General features: G+C 60.7%; 20 protein-coding genes. 9 read left to right on the top strand and 11 right to left on the bottom strand.

The genetic code is table 11. The features are described from left to right. Positions 1-129: 129 nt before the first annotated feature. Positions 130-555, bottom strand: coding sequence for a hypothetical protein (locus HMPREF2993_RS08980; protein ID WP_046649324.1), 426 nt, complete (start codon positions 553-555; stop codon positions 130-132). A gap of 81 nt (positions 556-636) precedes the next feature. Beyond that, a complete protein-coding gene (locus HMPREF2993_RS08975) occupies positions 637-1,098 on the bottom strand; it encodes a hypothetical protein (protein WP_070511599.1) in 462 nt (153 codons plus the stop codon). A 185-nt stretch (positions 1,099-1,283) separates the two neighbouring features. Here HMPREF2993_RS08975 and HMPREF2993_RS08970 point away from each other — a divergent pair, with 185 nt between their 5' ends. Continuing rightward, positions 1,284-2,438 (top strand): glycoside hydrolase family 25 protein, encoded by a 1,155-nt coding sequence (locus HMPREF2993_RS08970; RefSeq protein ID WP_070702085.1) that lies wholly within the window; start codon positions 1,284-1,286, stop codon positions 2,436-2,438. Here HMPREF2993_RS08970 and HMPREF2993_RS08965 read toward each other — a convergent pair. After that, entirely contained in the window at positions 2,435-3,277 is an 843-nt protein-coding gene (locus HMPREF2993_RS08965; RefSeq protein WP_070701999.1) for a spermidine synthase, read from the bottom strand. The two genes, HMPREF2993_RS08970 and HMPREF2993_RS08965, sit on opposite strands and share 4 nt — an antisense overlap. Before the next feature lie 104 nt (positions 3,278-3,381). Between HMPREF2993_RS08965 and mnmA the strand changes: the two genes are divergently transcribed. From mnmA to HMPREF2993_RS08950, 3 genes are all read left to right on the top strand, one after another. Then, entirely contained in the window at positions 3,382-4,467 is a 1,086-nt protein-coding gene (mnmA, locus tag HMPREF2993_RS08960) for a tRNA 2-thiouridine(34) synthase MnmA (RefSeq protein ID WP_070701997.1), read from the top strand. Further along, positions 4,468-5,376 (top strand): uroporphyrinogen decarboxylase/cobalamine-independent methonine synthase family protein, encoded by a 909-nt coding sequence (locus HMPREF2993_RS08955; protein WP_070701995.1) that lies wholly within the window; start codon positions 4,468-4,470, stop codon positions 5,374-5,376. 129 nt (positions 5,377-5,505) lie between these two features. Further along, entirely contained in the window at positions 5,506-6,462 is a 957-nt protein-coding gene (locus HMPREF2993_RS08950; protein WP_046649330.1) for a DUF1963 domain-containing protein, read from the top strand. Positions 6,463-6,484: 22 nt separating this feature from the next. Here HMPREF2993_RS08950 and HMPREF2993_RS08945 read toward each other — a convergent pair whose 3' ends face one another. From HMPREF2993_RS08945 to HMPREF2993_RS08920, 6 genes are all read right to left on the bottom strand, one after another. Continuing rightward, entirely contained in the window at positions 6,485-7,615 is a 1,131-nt protein-coding gene (locus HMPREF2993_RS08945) for an ATP-binding protein (RefSeq protein WP_046649331.1), read from the bottom strand. A gap of 82 nt (positions 7,616-7,697) precedes the next feature. Beyond that, complete coding sequence (locus HMPREF2993_RS08940) at positions 7,698-7,961, bottom strand: hypothetical protein (protein WP_070701994.1); 264 nt, start codon at positions 7,959-7,961, stop codon at positions 7,698-7,700. Positions 7,962-7,982: 21 nt separating this feature from the next. Beyond that, positions 7,983-8,246, bottom strand: a complete 264-nt coding sequence (locus tag HMPREF2993_RS08935; protein ID WP_070547392.1) for a hypothetical protein — start codon at positions 8,244-8,246, stop codon at positions 7,983-7,985. A 9-nt stretch (positions 8,247-8,255) separates the two neighbouring features. Further along, positions 8,256-9,254 carry a serine hydrolase domain-containing protein gene (locus HMPREF2993_RS08930; RefSeq protein WP_070701992.1) on the bottom strand — a complete coding sequence of 333 codons (999 nt, stop codon included), beginning with the start codon at positions 9,252-9,254 and terminating at the stop codon, positions 8,256-8,258. Beyond that, positions 9,254-9,766, bottom strand: coding sequence for an ArsR/SmtB family transcription factor (locus HMPREF2993_RS08925; protein ID WP_070701990.1), 513 nt, complete (start codon positions 9,764-9,766; stop codon positions 9,254-9,256). The genes HMPREF2993_RS08930 and HMPREF2993_RS08925 overlap by 1 nt, the downstream gene beginning before the upstream one ends. A 48-nt stretch (positions 9,767-9,814) precedes the next feature. Next, positions 9,815-10,486 (bottom strand): 3'-5' exonuclease, encoded by a 672-nt coding sequence (locus tag HMPREF2993_RS08920; protein ID WP_070515611.1) that lies wholly within the window; start codon positions 10,484-10,486, stop codon positions 9,815-9,817. A 127-nt stretch (positions 10,487-10,613) separates the two neighbouring features. On the opposite strand from HMPREF2993_RS08920, the gene ligA reads away from it, so the two are divergent. The 3 genes from ligA to HMPREF2993_RS08905 are packed head-to-tail and all read left to right on the top strand — an operon-like array spanning position 10,614 to position 14,160. Then, positions 10,614-12,638 carry an NAD-dependent DNA ligase LigA gene (ligA, locus tag HMPREF2993_RS08915; RefSeq protein ID WP_070701988.1) on the top strand — a complete coding sequence of 675 codons (2,025 nt, stop codon included), beginning with the start codon at positions 10,614-10,616 and terminating at the stop codon, positions 12,636-12,638. Continuing rightward, positions 12,635-13,405: an HAD family hydrolase gene (locus HMPREF2993_RS08910; RefSeq protein WP_070701985.1), complete on the top strand. Its 771-nt coding sequence runs from the start codon at positions 12,635-12,637 to the stop codon at positions 13,403-13,405. The genes ligA and HMPREF2993_RS08910 overlap by 4 nt, the downstream gene beginning before the upstream one ends. Continuing rightward, positions 13,402-14,160, top strand: coding sequence for an HAD family hydrolase (locus HMPREF2993_RS08905; protein WP_070701983.1), 759 nt, complete (start codon positions 13,402-13,404; stop codon positions 14,158-14,160). Before HMPREF2993_RS08910 ends, HMPREF2993_RS08905 begins: the two co-directional genes overlap by 4 nt. Here the strand turns inward: HMPREF2993_RS08905 and HMPREF2993_RS08900 are convergent. Then, the gene (locus HMPREF2993_RS08900; RefSeq protein ID WP_046649342.1) at positions 14,153-14,812 is read right to left on the bottom strand and encodes an ACT domain-containing protein; all 660 of its coding nucleotides are present in this window, start codon (positions 14,810-14,812) and stop codon (positions 14,153-14,155) included. The genes HMPREF2993_RS08905 and HMPREF2993_RS08900 overlap by 8 nt on opposite strands. Positions 14,813-15,022: 210 nt before the next feature. On the opposite strand from HMPREF2993_RS08900, the gene gatC reads away from it, so the two are divergent. Next, positions 15,023-15,325, top strand: coding sequence for an Asp-tRNA(Asn)/Glu-tRNA(Gln) amidotransferase subunit GatC (gatC, locus tag HMPREF2993_RS08895; protein ID WP_046649343.1), 303 nt, complete (start codon positions 15,023-15,025; stop codon positions 15,323-15,325). 2 nt (positions 15,326-15,327) lie between these two features. Further along, the gene (gatA, locus tag HMPREF2993_RS08890) at positions 15,328-16,812 is read left to right on the top strand and encodes an Asp-tRNA(Asn)/Glu-tRNA(Gln) amidotransferase subunit GatA (protein WP_070511620.1); all 1,485 of its coding nucleotides are present in this window, start codon (positions 15,328-15,330) and stop codon (positions 16,810-16,812) included. A gap of 226 nt (positions 16,813-17,038) precedes the next feature. Here the strand turns inward: gatA and HMPREF2993_RS08885 are convergent. Then, positions 17,039-17,911: HNH endonuclease signature motif containing protein (locus HMPREF2993_RS08885; protein WP_246822417.1), on the bottom strand; the 873-nt coding region annotated here is incomplete at its 5' end.

The following is a 17,911-nucleotide window of genomic DNA, read 5'->3' as shown; positions in this document are numbered from 1 at the left end:
TGCGGCTCATCCCGCTCAGGACTCCTGGATGATCAGGGTCCGCAAGCTTGGGTGGGGGCGTCGCCAAGCACTGCATAAGTATCAAGGTTTTGGACTTGGCACCTGGAGCCCAGCACCTAGGGTCGAGACCTAGAACAAATAGTTCGGCGCGAAGTGCGCGACGATGGGAATCACCGACGCGATCGAAAGCACGAGTGCGATGATGGCGTTGCGCTTGCGTTCGGGAACGTCAGAGTCAAGCGATGCGATGGCGATGAAGGCAAAGAGGGGCGCGAGAAAAGGCGTTGCAAACCACAGCCCGATGAACGCGAAAAGGCCGAAGAATCCGAACATGTAGGACGCGGCCCCATCAGGGCCTGATGCAGCGCTGTCTGCTAAGAGCAAGGAAAGGAATCCCAGCGCCCAGCTCCCCAGAAGGATAGCGGAGCCCCATAGGGCGAGTTTCTCGTTGAAGATTCCTGCTAAGCCGCGGCGTGGAGGAAGCTCAGATTCCTTGGGCTCTGCGGGCCGCTGTGGCTCATTGGGGAAGTGAGGATCGATGGAGGGCTGGTCCATGGGGCTATCCTTCGTCGGCATTAGTCTTTGGCGCTGTCATTGGCTGAGGTTGTCAAGGCCTAGACATCACAGAGACGGCACCTAAAACATGTATTTTGGCCCGAAGTAGACAACGATGGGCACTATGCTCAGTATCGCCAGCACGAGTGCGATTCTGGCGTTGCGTTTGCGTTCTGGCACGTCAGAGTCGAGTGATGCGAGGGCGAGGAAGGCAAAAAGCGTCGCGAGAAAAGGCGTTGCGATACACAGCCCGATGAACGCGAAAATGCCGAAGAATCCGAAGAAGAAGGACACGGCATCATCAGTGCCCGAAGTAGAGCTGTCAGCGATGAGCAAGGAGAGCAACCCCAGCGCCCAGCCGGACAGAAGGATTGCGGAGCCCCACAGTGCGAGTTTCTCGTTGAAGACTCCTTCCCAGCCGCGGCGTGGTGGTAGCTCCGATGCTTTGAGCTCTTGGGGCGCGTTGAGCGCTTGGGGTGCGTTGGGCGTCTGTGGTTGTTGTGGCTCGTTGGGAAGGTGTGGGTCGATGGTGGGTTGGTCCATGGCGCTGTCCTTCGTCGGCGTCGTGATCACCTGATGGGGTGGTAGCGATGTGAAGCGCAGTCTAGCAGCGGTTGCTGCTGTTGGGAGCGGTTGTTGGGGAGTTGCGTCAGTGGTGTGGCAAAAGAGTTCAATGTTTCGTGTGTTGCTTCAGTGATTAGTGTTAAAGCGGAGGTAGTGTGGCGCGCATGAGCCATGCACGTCGCCTTGTTACCGCCGCCGTTACCGCAGTAGCGGCCGTGGCACTGTCCGTATCCACCGCCGTTGCCATTCCGTCCTACGCACCATCCGGTGTGGATGTCTCCGGAAATAACCACGCGTCCCTTCGCGGAATCGATTGGGATGCCGTGAAGTCCGATGGCCAGTCCTATGCCTTCGTGAAGGCCACCGAGGGCGTCGGCTTTGTCAACAACCACTTCGTGCGCGATGCCAATGCCGCAGCAGCCGCTGGACTGAAGGTCGGCGCCTACCACTACGCGCGCCCGGCCGGCGACGCCAAGCAGCAGGCGGCTAGCTTCGCCTCCCAAATCGCGCTGGTGCCGACGCAGACCCTGCCGCCGGTGCTCGATATCGAGGTGGATGAGGGACTGAATGCCGACCAGCTTGCTGACTGGATTGATACCTTCATGACGGAGGTCAAGTCCCTGACCGGCCGTACGCCGATGCTGTACACCTACAAGTACTTCTGGATGGGCCAGATGGGTAACACCACGCGCTTCTCCGAGTATCCGTTGTGGCTGGCGGCCTACCAGGACACCGCACCGGACCCGGTCGGCGGCTGGGACAAGCTGGCCTTCTGGCAGCGCTCCGGTAGCGGCCGCGTGGCCGGCATCGAGACCGACGTTGACCTGAACCTCTTCAACGGTACTGAAGCCCAGCTGCACTCCTTCTCCGGTGGCAACTACATTGACTTCGGTGGCATCTTGGATGACTTGGTCATTCCGGGTGTGGACCTTGGTGATGACGCCGGTGTGCTGATTGCGGGCATCCTGGCGCTGGCAGCAGGTGCGGCGGCCGTTCCTGCCGTGGCCGATGCCGCGAAGGATGCGGGTCTAGACGTGGATCCGACCGGGCTTGTGAAGCAGGCGGAGAAGCTGCTCAACACCGGCGCTATCAGTGTCGATGATCTTAAGAGCCTGGCAAACAACGACGCCACCGTCGGCGACCTAGCCATCTTCCTTGACAACGCTCAGCACCTGCAGGACTTTGATGCCAACAACGTCAGCGAGCAGGACGTGGAGAATGCCAGCCGTGCCGCCCGCAGTGTTGGTCACGCCGCGGGTGTGGACATCCCGGCATTTGATTCCAAGCAGGTGGCGGACCTGCTTAAGAGCCTGCGCTAATCGTCGGCGGTTGCCGGGGCGTCGTGGCGGGGGCTCGTGCCGGTAAAGAAGCGGCGGGTCCAGGACTCGTCGCGGAAGTGCGCGGGCACCGCACCAGAGAGAAGCGGCTTGGCTAGGGCGGCGGCTTCGGGGGAGCCGTCGACAGGCAACTCGGTATCTGAGCCGATGAGGATGATGTTGCCGTAGCGCCGGCCTTTAAGCATGGGAGGGTCGGCGATAACGGCGACGTGTGCGAAGACTTCTGCCATTCCGGCTAGCTCCGCCTTTGCGCCTTGGAGATCGGAGTGGTCGCCGCAGTTGGCCACGTAGAGGCCACCAGGGGACAAGGTGGCGTGGGCGTGCTGGAAAAATTCTTGGGTAGTGAGGGGCTTCGGGGTTGTATCACCCGCGAAGACGTCTCGGATGATGACATCGAAGCGGTTCGGCGGGAACCCTTCTGTGACCTCCCGCGCCTCGCCGGCGCGGATTTTGACGCGGGGCGCGGAAGGAATATCGGCCAGCTCACGGACGAGCTCCGCTAGCTTGGCGTCGAGTTCGACCACAGTGTTGTGGGAATCCGGCCACAGGTCAGCCAAGTAGCGTGGTAGCGAGCAACCACCGCCGCCCAGGTGGAGTAGGCGTTTGCCGGGTGCGAGATTCTCTACCGCGGCGGCGATCCAGCGCATGTACTCGAACTCGAGGGTGCGCGGCTCATCGGGGATGAGGTGTGAGGATGGCACGCCATTGACGTTGAGGATGAAGGCACCGTCGCGGAAAGGATCCGGCTCGACGACGAGTTCGCCGGTGGAAATCTCGTAGGTGCCCGCGATGGAGCTGGTGGTGTTGCGCTTTCTGCCCATAGTGCCTCTTAGCTTAGGGAATAGGCTGCGTGGTTCGTGTGTTGGGGTATGAGGTGCACCGCGACTAGCCTTGGTGGGCGATAACGAAACGAGAAGGGGAGAGCATGCGAGTATTGGTAGCCATGTCCGGCGGCGTCGATTCCTCGGTCGCAGCCGCGCGTGCGGTGGAGGCGGGCCACGACGTCATTGGTGTGCACCTGGCCCTGCACAAGGATGCGCAGCAGACACGTGAGAAGGCACGCGGCTGTTGCTCCCTGGAGGATTCCGCCGATGCCCGCCGTATATGTGACAAGCTCGGTATTCCTTTCTATGTATGGGACTTCTCTGAAGAATTCAAGGAAGCTGTCATCGGCGATTTCGTGGACTCCTATGCCCGCGGTGAGACCCCGAATCCCTGCCTGCGCTGCAACGAGAAGATCAAGTTTGCTGCCCTGCTCCGTAAGGGCATGGCACTGGGCTTCGATGCGGTGGCTACGGGCCACTACGCCACTATCGACGACGATGGCTACATGCGCCGCTCCCTAGATGAGAACAAGGACCAGTCCTATGTGCTGGGTGTCATCACCAAGGAGGAGCTGGACCACTGCTTCTTCCCGATTGGCGATACCCCGAAGCCGCAGATCCGCGAGGAAGCCAGGCGCCATGGCTTCTCCACGGCGGCCAAGCCGGATTCCTATGACATCTGCTTCATTCCGGACGGCAATACCCAGGCCTTCCTGGGTCGTTCCATCGGCCTGCGCCCGGGCATGATCGTGGATACCGAGGGCAATGAGCTCAAGGAACACGACGGCGCGTGGAACTACACCATCGGCCAGCGCAAGGGCCTCGACATCAAGACGCCGACTGCCGACGGCTCCCCGCGCTACGTCACCGACATCGACGCTGCCACCGGCACCGTCACCGTCGGATCGCGCACCGACTTGGCCGTGACCCGAATTGAGGCCGACCGCTTGAAGTACCTGCACCCGGCTATGGAGGGCGACTTCGACTGCGAGGTGCAGGTGCGAGCCCACGGTTCCGTCGTTCCCTGCCGCGCGCACGTGGAGCGCGAGGCCGACCGCATGACGCTGGAGCTGAAGGAGCCTCTTTCCGGTGTGGCTCGTGGCCAGGCCGCCGTGCTCTATCTGCCGAGCCCGGATGAGCTGGGCGATATTGTGCTGGGCTCCGGTACCATCTCCGGGACGGCGTAGATGACGGGATTCGCCCTTGGCCCCATGCCCGGTACCTCCATCGCAGAGGCCGCGGACATCATCATGGGGGAGACCGAGCTTCCCGCCATCCCGCAGCTGCCCGAGCGTGGGCTCGGCTCCGATGCGGTGGGCCGCACGGCCAGCATGCTGGAGGCTATCTCCATCGACCGCGGCCCGCGCTCGTGGCGCATGACAGCGCGCCCGCAGCTGCTGACCCGGCGTACGTGGGACCGCTTGGAGCGCGACCTCGACGAGGTCCAGGAGGTCTGGGGCGAGACCGTGCCCCGCGTCAAGATTCAAGCACTCGGCCCGTGGTCGCTCGCGGCGAGCATTGAGCTTTCCGACGGCCACCGCGTCCTCACCGATCGCGGCGCCTTCAACGAACTCGCAGAGTCACTTCTCTACGGCCTCCGTGCCCACGCCGCGGATGTTGCGCGCCGCTTCCACGGGGAGGTCGTCGTCCAACTCGACGAACCACTCCTCGCAGACGTCATCTCCGGCCGAATCCCCGGCACCACCGACTTCGATACCATTCCGGCGGTCCCAGACGAGGTAGCTCTTGAGCAGCTTCTCGTCTTCGAGGCCGACTACCTGCACGCCCCGCCGCTGTGGTCAGTCGCGCCCGCAGCCACGACCTTCCTCACGGATTTCCGTGGTCTGGAGACCCCGCGCCACCTGGACGGCTTGGGCGAGCACCTCAACGCGGGCCACCGCATTGGTCTGGGCCTTGAAGGTTCCGATGCCCGCGCGGAGGCCATTGCGCTGGCCCGGCATCTCGACCGCATCGGCATGCCGCGCGAGCTCCTCGTCGACCGTTTCGACGTCTATCCCGTCAAGGCTTCCGCTCGTTCTCTGCGCTCGGTTAACGAGACCGCCGGCATTCTCACCCGCGATGCTGGGGATCTCTAATTGAGCTTTCACCTGACCTAGGCCTCGAATATGAACCAGAACAGGCTAGATATCTATTGCAGCATGCTTTCTTTTGTAGGATAATCCCTGATTAAATCCCTCGTTGTCCTAGAGAAAGAACCACCTGCCATGCCAGAGTTCACAGCACAGGTTAAAGCGTTACGTTCGATGATCGAGTCCGGAGAGCTCGTCTCCGAAGATGCCGATGACCTAATCCAACTTGCCAAGCCAGGCGTCGTCCTTCCCTACTCCAACGGCACTCCCACCGAACATGGCTCGTACTTCGGAGGTAGACCGTATCTTCCGGAAGGTTCGACATGGCCCATTTCAAAGAACGGTCAGCCATTACTCCATATCATTCAGCTAAATTTTGCCGATATTGTCTGTCATGTGCGTGCGGAGGGGGCGTCGGAAAGCGAAGCAACTCTCGACGGATTGATTCCGGAGTCAGGAATTTTTCAACTCTTCGTCGGTGCTGATCCGTTCTTCGGCGGTTTCGATTCGGATTCGCCTGGCGATGGCATGGAAATTCGCTATATCCCTGAGCCTGCGGAAGGCTTTGGCAACCACAGCTTTCCTGGACCTCATACCGCGGAGCCTGCTGCCTTCGATGAAAAGCACGAGGATTTTTGTTCCCCGTTTAGCAAGGATCTTGGGGAGGTTATGAACTCTCCGATCTCCTTGTCTAGTGCAGTGGCAATGGTCCCTCCCACCGACTATGCAGTGTACGAGGCTTTGAAGTCTAGAAAAGGCGATGACTTTCTTGAAGAGTTTGATTACTTTGACGAGCTGGTTGAGTTGCGAGCCGCAGCCAGAAACCAAAGCGACATTATGCTTGGCGGTTTCCCAGCCTTCGCACAAGACCCTACGCAGCCTGAAGGGTACGTTCACTTCCTAGAAATCGATTCCACATATCTGGAAGAAGAAGAGCTTCCTTTCGAGGCCATGTGGGGTGACCTCGGTGTGGCCCACGTATTTCTGCACCCGGACGCATTGAAGAAAATGCAGGCTGGCGAGGCTGTCGTGTACCGCTCCGAAAACACTGGCAGGGCCGATGGTGCTGTCTTTTACTGGGATTGCGGCTAGTTTTGCTTCCCCAATTTCCCTTTTAATCAATCCTCCCCAGGCTGTCCGTCGCGGTGAAGTAGGCCTCCATATAAGGGATGACGAACTGGAGTTGGCCGTGTGCGGTGGGCTCGATCAGGTCGGCGTCGATAAGCCTTTGGCGCGTGGCCGACAGTGAGCGCACCGTCCGGTCTTGGTGAGCGGCGATGTTCTTGATTTCCGCCGTGCCGTTCTCCATAACCGCGCTCATCGCTTCGAGGAAGAGGCGCTGCGCTGGCGGAAGCGCCAGGGTAGCGGGCTGGTGGACCTGGGCGCCGAGAACCGAGATCGCCTCGGCTGACACTGCCGCGACGTCACCCTCCTCGATGCGGCTTCCACCCTCGCGCTGCGCCTTTCCCCAGGCCAATGAGCCCACCAGCTGCACCATGTAGGGGTAGCCTCGGGACAGCCGCACCGCAGCCGCAACCGCATCCTCGGTGAATTCGAGTCCGGACTGCGCCGCGGTTTCTGTGAAGGCCACCTTGGCGTTCGCGGGGGAGAGCGGCCCCAGAACGAACTTCTGCGCGCGGCGCAGGAAGGTCACACCCGGCAGGTCCAGCAGGCGGTTGACTCCCTGCGGAAGGCCCGCGGCGACAATAGCGACATCGAGCTCATCGCGCACCAAGTCTTGGTAGGTCACGGCCAGGGAGGTGAGGTCCTCGGCGTCTGCGTCCTGCACTTCATCGATGGTGAGCAGTACGCCAGTGCCTTTGAGCAGGCCTAAAAGCTCGCGCAGGCGGGTGTTCAACGTCGGTTTATAGGCTTCCTCGGTGTTGTGCTGGATGCCGATGGTTGCCAGGCCGCCAATACCGACGCGGTTGACCTTGCTCTTATCCGCCGGGGCAAGCTTGTCTATGATGCGCGGGATGGTGGTGTCCACGAGTTCCTCCACCAAGGAGCTGCGTCCCGAGGCCCGCAGGGTAATCCACCCGCGGCTAGAAGCGATATCTTCGAGCTCATTGAGCAAAACCGTCTTACCGATACCGCGGGCACCGCTGATGATGAGCGAGCGGCCCGGGCTGCCCGGCTGGGAGTCGAGTGCAGCCCGGAAGGTGTCGAGCACTGCCGTGCGCCCAACCCAAAAGAGTGGTGGAACGCCGAAGGTGGGGCGGAATGGGTTCTCATGTGGGGACATAGTCTCAATCCTAGGGCATTGGGAGATTTGGGAGACTTTTCTAAAAGCGGAGATTTGGGAGACTTTCGTCCCCCAGGTGGAATTAGGCGTCCCGCCCCGCCCGAATGGCGCCGACGATGTCAAAATCGCCGTTTATAGCTATAGGGTCACGCTGGGTGAGCTCCGCGAGCTTTTCCTGGACGCTGGGACGCGGCGAAAATTCAGGGCGTGAAGCTGTGGTTGTCAGGAGATCGCGCAGGTAGTTTTCCAAAGAAACCCCAGCGGCGTCAGCGCACTTCTGAAGGGTGGCAATTACGGAGGGATTGACGTCGTGGATATGGACCGTGCGGTAAGCGGGAGCAGTCATAACGTCAGTGTACGGGAGGACTTAGATTGTGCTTGCGGGCTTCGAATCCATAGCCCGCCAGGCCACCGCACCGGCGTACACAGCACATGCGGCGACGAGGCCATACCACCAGAAGAAGTGGAGGTCCGCATTCCAGGGCAAGGTATATCCGATGAGCACGATGACGATGGCAGTGATTGCTACGGAAATAACGCGCGAGGCTGTCTTCCCTGGGGTGGTGAATGCCTTCCATGCGGACCATAGAAGGGAGGCGATGATAACGATCATGCTGATGGTGAGTAACACGGTGTCTCCTTAGGATCCGAGCTCGTCGAATAGAGCTTGGGCGAGGTCTTCGGTACCGGCGAGGGAATCGTTGTTGGCGAAGGCAGCGCGTTTGGTCTCTGGTTCGATGATGAGCATCGTCGAGTAACCGTATGTACCGCCGTTGTGCCAGTACCCAGCATTGTTTTCGCTGGGAGGCTGCCAGCCGAAGTCGGTATCGCCGTTGTCCATGAACCACTCGGCGAACTTGGCCATGTCACTTGCCGTGGAGCGGATGGCTCCCGCGGGTGCGGAGCCTTCCATCTCCCACGGCTCAGCGTGGCGGCCGGTGGGGGTTAGGCCGCGTGGAGCGTCGTCAGGCACAGAGCCCGGCGTCATGAGATAGGTTTCTGTCATGCCAGCTGGCTCGAAGATGCGTTCTTTGAGCATCTGTTCATAAGGTTGCCCGTCAACGGTCTCGAGCATGTGGCCCAGGAGCCCATAGCCAAGGTTTGAATAGGATTCTTTACCGCGGTCTTTTAGTTCGGCCTCCGTGGCGGCAGCCACGATGTCCTCTACGGTCTCGCCTTCATAGGGGTTCGAGCCGGTGACACCCGAGGCGAGATTGCTGAGGAGGCTCGCGCTCGCCAGTCGCGGTAGGCCAGAGGTGTGGTCGAGCAATTCTTGGAGGGTGACGTCAGCGACGGGCGCATCGCCAACATTGAGGACCTCGCCCACAGTGGTGTCAGTTCTCAGTTTTTCCTCTTCGACGAGCTGGTGGGCCAGTTCGCCAGTGAACATCTTGGTCACGGAGCCGATTTCGACCTCCGTGTGCTCGTCGCTGCCCAGTCCCGCAAAGGTGACCTTGCCGTCTTGGAGGGTAAAGGCAGTGAGGTTGTGGAAGCCGGACTCTGAGTGCTCTTCCAACTGGGCAGCTAAGGCTTCGTCGCCAGTTTTGTCTTTTGCCAGAGCAATTCTTTGCGGCCCCGTGATGAGCAGGATGGCTGCAACGGCAATGGCAGCGATGACGGCTAGGGATATTCTACGCATTAGTGGTCCTCGCTCGCGGTGATGATGGTGAGAAGGGGGATAACTCGGGCGGGGCGGATGGAATACTCGCCGCCAGACTTCGTGGTCCAGCCTGCATGGGTCAGCGCGCTCAAGTGGTGGTAGGCGGTGCCGGTAGAGGAGACGATGTCTTCTTCGACAAGCTCTGCGGCTGTCGCGGGTGCGGCGAGCAGGCGGCGCAGGATTTCGCCGCGGACTGGATGGGCAAGGGCGGATAGGCGCTCGAGGTTTTCTGCCCAATCCTCGTCGGTGACGAAGTTCGTGGGGCGCTGCCATTGATAGGCATAAGTGCGCTTGCCGACGTTTATGTTGCCGCCAAAGATGATGGAGCCGTCGGGAAGCTGCTCGTTGGGTGCGAGGGCGTCGACCAGCCAGTAGGCCGAGCTTTCTCCAGTGGTGGATGCGGGGCCGGCGTCGGTGGGCGTGGTGCGCCCCTCAAGCGCGGCGACGCGCGCTTCGAGTTCGGCGAGGCGTGCTTCGACTGTCGTTTCCATGGTTTCTAGAATTCCAGAACTCTAGAAAACTGGCAAGGGGAGTGGGATTTAAGAGATCATCGGCCACGCGGTGGAGACATCCGAGGCATCGCGCCCGCGGCCCTCCAAGTACTTCTTGAAGGATTCGCGGTCCTTGTACCACTCGACGGCCTGGTACTCCATGAGCTCGTTGGTATCCATCTGGGCTAGCTCAGGGAAGTGCTGGCGCACCTGCTTCCAGGCCACGCGGGCGGCCGCGAGGGCGTCGGCAGTCGCCTCATGCGCGTTGCTCAATTCCACGCCGTAATGGGCGGAGACCTCCTCCAAGGTGCGCTTGCCCTTGCGCCACTTATCCTTAACGCGGTCGATAACGAAAGGATCGAACACCGGGCCGTTGACCGTGAAGTCCCCGGTCAGCGCGCGCAGTACGGAGAGATCGTAGGCGGCGTTGTAGACGATGAGCGTGAGCCCCTCGTCCCAGGCCTTATAGATGGAATCGACCGTCTCCTTGAGCACCTCCTCGTGGGGGCGACCTTCCGCGCGGGCCTTCTCAGTAGTGATGCCGTGAATCTTGGCGGCTTCCTCGGGGATCTCCACGCCGGGGTCAGCGAGCATTTCCCGCTTGTCTACTTCACGCCCGTCGATACGCACCAGGGCAGAGGTGACGATGCGGGCTTCTTTGGGCTTCACGGAGGTGGTTTCGAGGTCGAAGGAGAGCATGCGGGTGGCGTCGAAGTTCATGGACAACACTCTAGCGCCCGGCTCGGACACGCACTGTGGAAGTGCTGCAGAATGACGGACGAACTCTTGCAGAATGACCATCCGCAGGTCATAGGCATGTCCGGTAGCCCCGCTACACTAGTGACTCGTGAGTGATGCAGTAGATATCCAACGCGAATGGTCCGAGCTTGCCCAGGAAGTGCGCAAGCACCGTGAGTTGTACTACAACGGTGAGCCGTCAATCCCGGATGCGGACTTTGACGCGCTCTTCCAGCGCTTGCTGGCGCTTGAGGCGGAGCACCCGGAGCTGCAGACCCCGGATTCGCCAACCCAGCAGGTCGGTGCTGCGCCGGAAGGTGCTGTCGACATCGAGCACCTGGAGCGCCTGTACAGCTTGGACAACGTCTTCAGTGCGGATGAGCTGCAGGACTGGCTGGACCGCACGCCGGCCGAGGCTTATCTGACCGAGCTCAAGATTGATGGCCTGTCCATTGATTTGGTCTACCGCGATGGCAAGCTCGCCACGGCCGCCACACGCGGTGATGGTCGTGTGGGCGAGGACATCACCGCCAATGCACGCGTTATCCCCGATATCCCGCACGAGCTGACGGGTACCAAAGAGTATCCGGTGCCGTCCCTGGTGGAGGTTCGCGGCGAGGTGTACATGCGCCCGGATGAGTTTGAGGAGATCAACTCCGCGCGCCGCGAAGACGGCAAGCCCACCTTTGCCAACCCCCGCAACGCGGCGGCAGGCGGGCTGCGCATGAAGGATCCGGAGGACGTCAAGAAGCGCCGGCTCCACATGGTCTGTCACGGCATTGGCGCGCGCGAGGGATTCCAGCCCACCTCGCAGCACGATGCTTACAAGGCCCTAGAGGCTTGGGGATTTCCGGTGTCTCCCTATACCCAGCGGGTCACCACAGCCAAGGAGGTACAAGAGCGGGTCACGTACTGGGAGGAGCACCGCCACGATGCCTACTTTGAAATGGACGGGCTTGTCATCAAGGTCGATGACCTGGCCAGCCAGCGCGCCTTGGGCGCGACTTCGCGCGCGCCGCGCTGGGCTATTGCCTATAAATACCCGCCGGAGGAGGTCACCACCAAGCTGCTCAACATCGAGGTCGGTGTGGGACGTACCGGGCGCGTGACGCCTTTCGCCATCATGGAGCCGGTCTTCGTCTCCGGCTCGACCGTTTCCATGGCCACCCTGCACAACCAATTCGAGGTCAAGAACAAGAATGTCCTCATCGGGGATACCATCATCATCCGCAAGGCCGGAGAGATCATCCCTGAGGTCCTCGGCCCCGTTCTGGACAAGCGCGATGGCAGCGAGACTGAATGGGTCTTTCCGGAGAATTGCCCTGCCTGTGGTACGAAGCTGGCTCCGCAGAAGGAAGGCGACCAGGACTGGCGCTGCCCGAACACTCGTAGCTGCCCGGCCCAGCTGGCGGCACGCCTGGAATACCTGGCCTCCCGCAAGGCGCTCGACATTGGCGAGCTGGGGGAGAAGGCTGCCGCGGATCTGATTTCCTCCGGAGTGCTCAAGGATGAGGCGGACCTCTTCGATCTCGATGAACAAGCACTCCTCAAATCCTCGGTCTACACCACACAGAAGGGCGCGCTCAATGCTTCGGGTAAGAAGCTGCTGGAGAACCTCAAGACGGCCCGCCAGGCTGAATTCTGGAGGGTGCTCGTCGCGCTGTCGATCCGCCACGTCGGCCCCATTGCGGCACGTGCACTAGCCACCCGCTTTGGCTCCATGGAAGTGCTGCGCGCAGCATCGGTCGAGGAGCTGGCGGATACCGATGGTGTGGGCACCATCATCGCGGAATCCTTCAAGCAGTGGTTCGAGGTGGATTGGCACGACAACATCGTGCAGAAGTGGACCGCCGCCGGGGTCACCATGGAGGAGGAAGTCAGCGATAAACCAGCGCAGACGCTGGAAGGCATCACTGTGGTAGTGACCGGTACCTTGGAGAACTTCACTCGTGATTCGGCCAAGGAGGCCATTATCACCCGCGGCGGAAAGGCATCCGGTTCGGTGTCGAAGAAGACGAACTACGTCGTGGTCGGAGAGAATGCCGGATCCAAGGAACAGAAGGCCCGCGATCTGGGGCTGACCATCCTGGATGAAGAGGGCTTCAACCGCCTCCTTGAGACGGGCGAGGCATGAAGCTAGCCGCCTTCGACCTCGACGGCACCATCTACTTCGATGGGCATATGCCTGAGGAAGTCCCAGAGGCCATTGCGCAGTGGCGCGCTGCAGGCAACCTCGCCGTCGTGGCCACGGGTAAGTCGCCGCACTCGGCGCGGCGTGCGCTTGAGCTTTTCGGCGTCGAGTTCGATTACTTCCTGCTGTGCAACGGCACCGTCATTATGGATGGCGACTATGAGTTGCTCTATGAAAGCCACGTGCCACCCGAGGTAGTCCGCGCTGTGTATGAGCGGGTTCGTGATATTCCGAAGCTCGACCTGTATTGCACGCGCTTGGAAGGCCCCGATGGCTACCTCGTGCGCAATGTAGAGGGCGTACACAATCCCATCATCAGCGAGCCTGAGGCGGTCGCGCCTGAGCGCATCGAGAAGGAGGTCTTCCCCCTCGTCGCCGCCTGGACGCCGGGTAACCCAGAGCTACAGAAAGAGATTGCGCAGTGGGTGACGGACCGCTTTCCCGTCGGCACCGCGATGAACCGAAACTTCTTCGATATCACGCCGCCCGGCCACAACAAGGGCTTCGCCTTGACTTGGCTGCTTGAACATCTTAGCCGCGAGCGTTCCGAGATTGAGCTCATCACCTTAGGTGATGGTCACAATGACCTGCCTATGCACGCGCTTGCCGACGTCTCCCTGACCTTCCCCTGGGCGCAACCCGACATCCAGGAGGCGTGCACCGCGGTGGTGGACTCGGCCGTGAAAGGTCTAATACACTACGGGGCATGAAGATTGCGGCTTTGGACATGGATGGAACCGTTTACGTCAACGAAGACATAACTGAGGCCGTAAAGGAAGCCATCGCTGCGTGGCGGGCCGCTGGCAACCTCGCCATCTCCGCGACGGGCAAGTCCATCGCCAATGCACGCAACACCCTTGAGCCATTCGGCGTGGAGCTGGATTACCACGTGCTCTACAACGGCACCGTCATCACGGACGGCGATTACTCGATCCTCCACGAGGAGCACCTGCCCAGCGATATCGTCCAAGCCGTCATCGACCGTTTCACCGGGTTGCCGTTGAACATCTACCTCACTGGCTTGTCTGGAGCCGACCAGGTGGCGTGGGACGGTCTGGCTGGCCGGGAATCCTCGATGGTGGCGAATACGGAAGTGATGGATCCGGGGGACGTCGCCAAGCGCAGCACCGTTCTCATGTCCCTGTGGATTCCAGGCAACGCTGAGCTGCGCCGCGAGGTCGACGAGTGGGTCCGCGCGAATTGTGCAGTCGAGTCCTCGTTCAACTGCGACTTTTACGACATCATGCCGCCCGGGCACAACAAGGGCGAGGGCTTGACGCGGTTGCTTGGCCACCTCGGTCACGAAGGAGCTGAACTCTACACCTTCGGCGATAGCTTTAACGATCTCTCGATGCACTCCATCGCCACCGAGTCCTTCACGTTCCCGGGAACGCAGATTACCGACGAGGTGGACCACGTGGTTCCTGACGTCGCCGCGGGACTCAACGCATTGCTAACTAGGTGAGGAAGGCGCCCAAGATAGCGCCCAAGTCACCCAAGTGCTCGACCTCGGAGGCAAGGTAGTCCGGTCCGCCGACGCGGCCCATGACGACGACATACTTCGTGCCCACGAGGGGAGCGGCAGCCAGCGCGGATTCGATCAGCGTCCACGACTCAGGAATCCACGTGTCCTTCTCCGGATTGAGCACGCGCGCCGAGGTGATGTTGAGGTCGGTGGGGATCGAGCCGTCGTCGGCAGGCGCGGCGTCGGAGGCAGCAATGCGGCTGATCTTGTCGTCATTAGCAATGACGATGGCCCAATTGGAGGTCAGCGCCTTCGGGATTGCTGCACACACCTCCTTCATCGCGGCGGTGACGTTGCGTTGCGAAGCCACCTTAGCCAGCACGTGGATCTGCCCACGGCGGTCAACGCGTCCACTGAAGGGGCGGATGGAGTCAACTTCTACGCCCTCCACGGTCTGTGCAGCGGTGATGATCTCATCAGCCATGGTGGACTGGGGGAGATCGAGGACGATGTCATCCATGACCGTGCCGTCCGGGAAATTCTCCACGATATCCACGGAACGAATATCGGCCTCGATGCTGCCCATCGCGTTGGCGAGGAGGCCAAGGCTGCCGGGAGTGTCAGGGAGTAGGACACGGACGAGATACGACATATCGTTCTTTCTGGGGGAAGATGACTAGGTAGGGAAATCGCTGATGCGAATAGTTTGTACAACTTGATCGATGGTACCCAACGTATCGAATACTATTCAATAGCTTCAGTGGTGTGTAGGGGGAGGAGTGGTGGTGGCGTGGCACCAGCCGTGCAGTACCATGGGTGCTTAGCTATCAACCGTCTCAATGAATAAAAGGATGGAGTTCGCGTGTCTGATATTTCGCGTGACGAGGTCGCGCACCTGGCAAAGCTGTCGCGATTGGCCCTGAGCGAGGAAGAACTAAAACAGTTCGCCGCGCAGATCGACGAGATCGTGGACTCGGTGTCCGCGGTTGGCAAGGTCGAGGCTGAAGGTGTGGAGCCGATGTCGCACCCGCACTCCGTTAACGCCCCGATGCGTGAGGATGTCATCGTGCGCACCCTCACCGCTGAGCAGGCTCTGGATCAGGCGCCCGCGACCGAGGATGACCGCTTCATGGTTCCGCAGATTCTGGGTGGAGGAGACGAATAAGAATGGCACAATTCATTGCGCCCACCGAGGGCATTACCGCACTGACCGCCGCCGAGCTGGCTGAGAAGATTCACTCCCGCGAGCTCACCTCCCGCGAAGTAACTCAGGCCTTCCTGGACCGAATCGCGGAGACCGATGGTGAACTCAACGCCTTCCTGCACGTTGGTGCTGAGGAAGCGCTGGCGGCTGCCGACGCCGTCGATAAGTCCCTCGACGCCGGCGAAGAACCAGCCTCTGCCCTGGCTGGCGTGCCGCTGGCGCTCAAGGACCTGCTGGTGACTACCGACGCCCCCACAACCGCCGCCTCCAAGATGCTGGAAGGTTGGGTCTCACCCTATGACGCCACGCTGGTGACCAAGCTGCGCGAGGCCGGTATTCCGATCCTGGGTAAGACGAACCTCGATGAGTTCGCGATGGGCTCCTCCAACGAGAACTCCGCTTATGGTCCGGCCCACAATCCGTATGACACCGAGCGCACTCCGGGCGGCTCCGGTGGTGGTACCGCGGCAGCCCTTGCTTCTGGTCAGGCTCCGCTGGGTATCGGTACCGACACCGGTGGCTCTATTCGCCAGCCGGCCGCTCTGACGAACACCGTGGGCGTAAAGCCGACCTATGGCACGGTGTCTCGCTACGGCCTCATCGCCGCTGCAAGCTCCCTGGACCAGGCTGGTCCGACCGCCCGCACGGTCCTGGATACCGCACTGCTGCACGAAATCATTGCCGGCCACGACTCCTTCGACGCCACCTCCGTGGACAAGCCGGTCGCGCCGGTAGTCGCCGCTGCCAAGGAGGGCGCTAACGGCGATTTGTCCGGTGTGAAGGTTGGCCTGATCAAGCAATTCGAGCGCGATGGCTGGCAGCCGGGCGTGATGGAGGCGTACCATGCAGCCGTTGAGCAGCTGAAGTCTCAGGGCGCAGAGATCGTTGAGGTCGACTGCCCGCACTTCGATGACGCTCTCGCTGCCTACTACCTCATCATGCCGTGTGAGGTCTCCTCCAACCTGGCCCGCTTCGACGGCATGCGCTACGGCCTGCGCGTGGGTGATGATGGAACCCACTCTGCGGAAGAGGTCATGTCCCTGTCCCGCGCGGCTGGCTTCGGCCCCGAGGTCAAGCGCCGCATCATGCTGGGTACCTACGCCCTGTCCGTCGGCTACTATGACGCCTACTACCTCCAAGCGCAGCGTGTTCGCACCCTCATTGCACAGGACTTTGAGCGTGCCTTCGAGCAGGTCGATGTCCTCGTTTCTCCGACCACCCCGACCACAGCCTTCAAGCTGGGCGAGAAGGTCGAGGACCCGATGGAGATGTACAACTTCGACCTGTGCACCCTGCCGTTGAACCTCGCCGGCGTGTGCGGCATGTCCGTTCCTTCCGGAATGGCATCCGACACCAACTTGCCCACCGGCCTGCAGATCATGGCACCGGCATTTAAGGATGACCGCCTGTACAAGGTCGGCGCCGCCTACGAAGCAGGGCGCAAGTAGTAGACACACTTCGGGCCAGCCCGTAGTGCGCATGAGCCGGGGTCTTTCACTGACGTGGGAGGCCGCCGGCCTTCGTCGTTTTATTCGACGGTGTGTGTTCGTTGGTTCGTAGTCTTTCTCTTTTCCTTTCGGTTTCCTTGGTCGGGTTTCGTCGTTTGAAACGACGAGTCTGGGTTCAGCCTCCGCGGAGTGTGTCTGAGTTCTTCGTCGTCTGGAACGACGGGGTTTAGAAGGGGATGTCGTCGGTGCCGGCATCAGCGTTGGTCTTGCTCTCATCCTTGGCTTCGGCTTCTGCTTTGGCTTTGGCTTGTTGTTGTGCGTAGTCGTCGAGTTCTTGTTTTAAGTGTTGGGCTTCCTCGCGTACGCGTTTTCTGGTGGCGGTGATGTGTTGGGCTACTGTTTGTGCCCACCGTTTCTGTTTTGGTGCTAGCGGCCCGTCGGCTTCGGTGATAGTCCAAGTACCGTCTTCAAACAGGCAGATAACATCCCCGCTATACGGGTCCAGCAGGTATTTGAGGGTGCCATCGGTTTTCATGTTGTGATGACCCTGGCATAAACACGCCAGGTTCTTCGGGTGGGTCGGCCCGCCTTCAGCCCAGTTATGCCGATGATCCAACTGGCTAAGGAAAGCCGGTTTGCCACAGCCGCCAACCCGGCAGGTCCCATCACGACCTTCGACATGTTTGCGCATGATGATTCCTGGTTGGTAGCCATCGGCTTCGGCAACGTCACCGGTTAAGTCCCGGGTCTTATCATGCGGCATCGGCTTAGCCCGCCAGCCGAAGCCTTCAATAAAGGTTGGTGCATCCTCAATGTCGCAGGCCTGGTAGGTGTGTAACACCACGGTAGCTGGTGGCTTAATCTCACCAGAAAGCAGTTTTATGACTGTCTCCGGGATGGTGATGTCTTCCTTGGCGGCGGTGTGGTGGATGAAGGCGTCGAGTTTAATGCCGGTGTCTTCAGCAACTTGCAGTTCCAGCCAGGCTGAGGTGCCGTTAGAAGAAAACCGGTACGTATTTTTAGGGCGGGTGTCCTGGTAGGCGATGGAGTTATCGAGGGTTTTGCAGATATCGCGGACTTTGCGCCTGATTTGACTACG

The organism is Corynebacterium sp. HMSC068G04 (assembly GCF_001814885.1).
GTDB lineage: Bacteria > Actinomycetota > Actinomycetes > Mycobacteriales > Mycobacteriaceae > Corynebacterium > Corynebacterium hiratae.
Note: the sequence above shows the minus strand (reverse complement) of the source record. Positions and strands in the feature narration are given on the sequence as shown.

Excerpts from the sequence above, each read along its gene's own strand:
- HMPREF2993_RS08925 (WP_070701990.1), bottom strand. The coding sequence starts at position 9,766 with ATGGAAACGACAGTCGAAGCACGCCTCGCCGAACTCGAAGCGCGCGTC.
- HMPREF2993_RS08940 (WP_070701994.1), bottom strand. The coding sequence starts at position 7,961 with ATGACTGCTCCCGCTTACCGCACGGTCCATATCCACGACGTCAATCCC.
- HMPREF2993_RS08900 (WP_046649342.1), bottom strand. The coding sequence starts at position 14,812 with ATGTCGTATCTCGTCCGTGTCCTACTCCCTGACACTCCCGGCAGCCTT.
- HMPREF2993_RS08980 (WP_046649324.1), bottom strand. The coding sequence starts at position 555 with ATGGACCAGCCCTCCATCGATCCTCACTTCCCCAATGAGCCACAGCGG.
- HMPREF2993_RS08955 (WP_070701995.1), top strand. The coding sequence starts at position 4,468 with ATGACGGGATTCGCCCTTGGCCCCATGCCCGGTACCTCCATCGCAGAG.
- HMPREF2993_RS08945 (WP_046649331.1), bottom strand. The coding sequence starts at position 7,615 with ATGTCCCCACATGAGAACCCATTCCGCCCCACCTTCGGCGTTCCACCA.
- HMPREF2993_RS08910 (WP_070701985.1), top strand. The coding sequence starts at position 12,635 with ATGAAGCTAGCCGCCTTCGACCTCGACGGCACCATCTACTTCGATGGG.
- mnmA (WP_070701997.1), top strand. The coding sequence starts at position 3,382 with ATGCGAGTATTGGTAGCCATGTCCGGCGGCGTCGATTCCTCGGTCGCA.
- gatA (WP_070511620.1), top strand. The coding sequence starts at position 15,328 with ATGGCACAATTCATTGCGCCCACCGAGGGCATTACCGCACTGACCGCC.
- HMPREF2993_RS08920 (WP_070515611.1), bottom strand. The coding sequence starts at position 10,486 with ATGAACTTCGACGCCACCCGCATGCTCTCCTTCGACCTCGAAACCACC.
- HMPREF2993_RS08970 (WP_070702085.1), top strand. The coding sequence starts at position 1,284 with ATGAGCCATGCACGTCGCCTTGTTACCGCCGCCGTTACCGCAGTAGCG.
- HMPREF2993_RS08905 (WP_070701983.1), top strand. The coding sequence starts at position 13,402 with ATGAAGATTGCGGCTTTGGACATGGATGGAACCGTTTACGTCAACGAA.
- HMPREF2993_RS08950 (WP_046649330.1), top strand. The coding sequence starts at position 5,506 with ATGCCAGAGTTCACAGCACAGGTTAAAGCGTTACGTTCGATGATCGAG.
- HMPREF2993_RS08930 (WP_070701992.1), bottom strand. The coding sequence starts at position 9,254 with ATGCGTAGAATATCCCTAGCCGTCATCGCTGCCATTGCCGTTGCAGCC.
- HMPREF2993_RS08975 (WP_070511599.1), bottom strand. The coding sequence starts at position 1,098 with ATGGACCAACCCACCATCGACCCACACCTTCCCAACGAGCCACAACAA.
- HMPREF2993_RS08965 (WP_070701999.1), bottom strand. The coding sequence starts at position 3,277 with ATGGGCAGAAAGCGCAACACCACCAGCTCCATCGCGGGCACCTACGAG.